Origin of the sequence: Streptomyces bobili (genome assembly GCF_002154575.1) — a bacterium.
Classification (GTDB): domain Bacteria; phylum Actinomycetota; class Actinomycetes; order Streptomycetales; family Streptomycetaceae; genus Streptomyces; species Streptomyces bobili.
The window spans coordinates 1-2984 of sequence record NZ_MUBA01000618.1 but is presented as its reverse complement, the minus strand read 5'-3'; the positions used below and the strand labels follow the sequence as shown (position 1 = coordinate 2984).

General features: G+C 68.3%; 4 protein-coding genes. All 4 read right to left on the bottom strand.

All coding sequences use genetic code 11. The features are described from left to right. On the bottom strand, window positions 1-584 hold a 584-nt coding region (locus BZL64_RS35000), incomplete at its 3' end, for an amino acid ABC transporter ATP-binding protein (protein WP_425276105.1). Further along, on the bottom strand, window positions 574-1221 hold the full coding sequence (ehuD, locus tag BZL64_RS34995; protein WP_086773092.1) for an ectoine/hydroxyectoine ABC transporter permease subunit EhuD: 648 nt from the start codon (window positions 1219-1221) through the stop codon (window positions 574-576). The genes ehuD and BZL64_RS35000, both read right to left, overlap by 11 nt. Continuing rightward, complete coding sequence (gene ehuC, locus BZL64_RS34990) at window positions 1218-1976, bottom strand: ectoine/hydroxyectoine ABC transporter permease subunit EhuC (RefSeq protein WP_086773093.1); 759 nt, start codon at window positions 1974-1976, stop codon at window positions 1218-1220. The genes ehuD and ehuC overlap by 4 nt, the downstream gene beginning before the upstream one ends. Then, a complete protein-coding gene (ehuB, locus tag BZL64_RS34985; protein WP_167396247.1) occupies window positions 1976-2914 on the bottom strand; it encodes an ectoine/hydroxyectoine ABC transporter substrate-binding protein EhuB in 939 nt (312 codons plus the stop codon). Before ehuB ends, ehuC begins: the two co-directional genes overlap by 1 nt. Window positions 2915-2984: the final 70 nt, after the last annotated feature.

The window sequence follows — 2984 nt, the reverse complement described above, 5'->3', positions numbered from 1 at the left end:
GCCAGCGCGCGGGCGATCGCCACCCGCTGCTGCTGGCCGCCGGACAGCTGGGTCGGGTACTTGTCCAGGTGCTCGGTCAGGCCCACGAGTTCGAGCAGGTCGCGGGCCCGCTGTTCGGCCTCGTCCCTGGACAGGCCGAGGACGGTGACCGGGGCCTCGGTGATGTTGCGCAGCACCTTCATGTTGGGGAAGAGGTTGAACTGCTGGAACACCATCCCGATGTTCTTGCGGACCTCGCGGACGTGCTTCTCGCCGGCCCGGACCAGCTTGCCGTCGCGTTCCTCGTGGGTCAGATACTCGCCGCCCACCCTGATCGTGCCCTCGTCGGGCTCGGCCAGGGTCATCAGGAGTCTCAGGATCGTCGTCTTGCCGGAACCCGACGGGCCGATCAGCGTGACGTGTTTGCCGGAGTCGACGGAGAAGTCGAGCCGGTCGAGGACGGTGTTGTCGCCGAACCGCTTGGTGACCTTGTCGAAGCGGATCAGTTCGCTGCCGTCCACCGGCGGATTGACCAGGGCGGGGCCGTTCTCTGCGGGGTCGGAGCCGGCGGGGTTGGTGCCGGTGGGATTGGTGTCAGCGGACAAGGCGTCGCTCCAGGGCTCGGATCAGGAGGGAGGCGGGGTAGGCGATGACGATGAAGGCCACCCCCACGACGGTGAGCGCCTCCGTGGTGAAGGTTTCGTTGCTGAACGACTGGGCCTCGCCGAGCATGTCGAAGGCGCCGATGGTCGCGATCATCGGCGAGTCCTTGAGCATGGCGACGACGTAGTTGCCCAGCGGTGCCACGACCCGGCGGATCGCCTGCGGAAGGATCACCGCCCGCCAGGTGCGGCCCTTGGGCAGGCTCAGCGCCGTCGCGGCCTCCCACTGGCCGGCCGGGACGCCGTCGATGCCCGCCCGGTAGACCTCGGCGGTGTACGTGGAGTAGTGCAGCCCGAGGCCGACGATGCCGGTGGCGAGCGGCGACATCGACGGGCCGAAGTTCGGCACCACGTAGAAGAGGAAGAACAGCTGCACCAGCAGCGGTGTGTTGCGGATGAACTCCGTGACGGCGACGACCGGCCAGCGCACCCAGACCCGCGGCGAGCGCTGCGCCAGCGCCCACACCAGGCCCAGCGCGAAGGCGATCAGCGTGCCGACGGCCAGGGCCTGGAGGGTGACGAGTACGCCGTCCCAGAACCGCGGCATGAAATCGTCCACGACGTTCCAGTCCCAGCTCATGCCGTACCTCCCGCGGACTGCGAATGCGACTGCGACTGCGAACCGGCCCCCAGGCTCTCGTCGCGGGCGACGGGCTTCCGGCCGATCCCGCCGGACTTCTCCGGACGCTGTCCGATCCCGGCCTTCGCCCTGCGCTCCAGCAGCCGCATGCCGCGGGTGATGAGGAAGGCGAGCACGAAGTAGAGGACCAGCAGCAGGGTGTAGACCGGGGTGGTCTCGTTGGTGCCGAGCCGGAGCAGGTTGCCGGCGAACGTCATGTCGGCCACCGTGATGACCGAGACAAGGGCGGTGCCCTTCAGCAGCTCGATCAGCAGGTTGTTGAACGGCGGCACCATCTCGGGCCAGGCCTGCGGCAGCTCGATCAGGCGCAGCCGCTGCCAGCGGGTGAAGTTGAGCGCGATGCCCGCTTCCCTCTGCGCCGGGGTGACGGCGGCCAGGGAGCCGCGGACGACCTCGGAGCCGTAGGCGCCGTAGGTGAGACCGAGCGCGCTGACGCCGGCCCACATGGGCACCAGCTGCCAGCCGAGGAGGGGCAGCGCGAAGAACATCCAGAACATCAGCACGAGCGCCGACATGCCCCGGAAGACCTCGAAGTAGATACCGGCGACGAAGCGGACGATCCAGTGCCGCGAACCGCGGGCGAGGCCGATCCCGAACGCGATCGCGGCGCCGAGGGCGGCGGCGTACACCGTCACCTGGACGGTGACCCAGATGCCCGGCAGGAACCAGGTGGTGAAGAACTCCGAACTCATCATCAGCCGCACAGCTCCTTCGCTGTGAGGTCCGTCATGTCGGCCATGCCGAAGCCGAAGGGGCTGACGATCTCCAGCAGCTCCTTGTAGTCGTCGCGCTTGAGCTTCAGCACTTCCTTGTTGAAGGCGTCCCGGAAGTTCTTCTCGGACAGCCGGAAGGCGAATCCGCCCGCGCCGTAGGCGGGCTTGCCGTCCATCACGGGCTGGAACGGCTCGGTCGCCGACACCCGGCCGGAGCCCTCCACCGCCGACTTCACCGTGATGCGGGTGCCCGCGAAGGCGTCCACCCGGCCCTGGGCCACCGCGTCGATGCCGGCCACCTGGTCCGGCAGGACCAGGACGTCGGCGATGCCGGCGGCCTTGGCGTAGTCGATCTGGGCGTACGCCTTGCCGGAGGCGAGCCTGAGGCCCTTCTTCTTGACGTCCTCATAGGTCCTGATGCCGTGCGGATTGCCCTTCCTGACGATGAAGGAGTCCAGCATCAGGTAATCCGGGTCGGCGAACAGCACCTGTTCGCACCGGATCGGATTGATGTACATCCCGGCGGACACCACATCGAACTGCCGGGCCTTCAGTCCGGGTATCAGGGCGCCGAAATCCACCGGAACCGGCTTGACCTCGTCGATGCCGAGCCGTTTGAAGATCACCTCCGCGATCGCGGGAGCTTCTCCGGTGGCCTGCCCGTCGTCTCCGACATATCCGAAAGGCGGCTCACTGGCGATGCCGATCTTCACGGACCCCTGATCGCGCAGGGTCTCCAGGAGACTGCCCCCCAGTACCTTTCCGTCGTCCGGGACGCGGCTGCAGCCGGCCGCCCCGAGGGCTCCCGCCGCGCCCAGCGACACCGCTCCGGCAAGCAGGGAGCGGCGGCTGAGTCCCGTGCGGGGACTGTCGTGCGGTCTGTCGTGGGTTCCGGATCGATGTGCTTGTGGTCGAGCCATGGGCGCGCGGCTACCCGACTTCATGCGAGTCATGCGAATCGTTTCCGCCCCCACCCGCCGACGCCGTGCC

What these genes read in the sequence shown, in the direction of transcription:
- ehuB (WP_167396247.1), bottom strand. Translation starts at nt 2,914, where the DNA reads ATGGCTCGACCACAAGCACATCGATCCGGAACCCACGACAGACCGCAC.
- ehuD (WP_086773092.1), bottom strand. Translation starts at nt 1,221, where the DNA reads ATGAGCTGGGACTGGAACGTCGTGGACGATTTCATGCCGCGGTTCTGG.
- ehuC (WP_086773093.1), bottom strand. Translation starts at nt 1,976, where the DNA reads ATGATGAGTTCGGAGTTCTTCACCACCTGGTTCCTGCCGGGCATCTGG.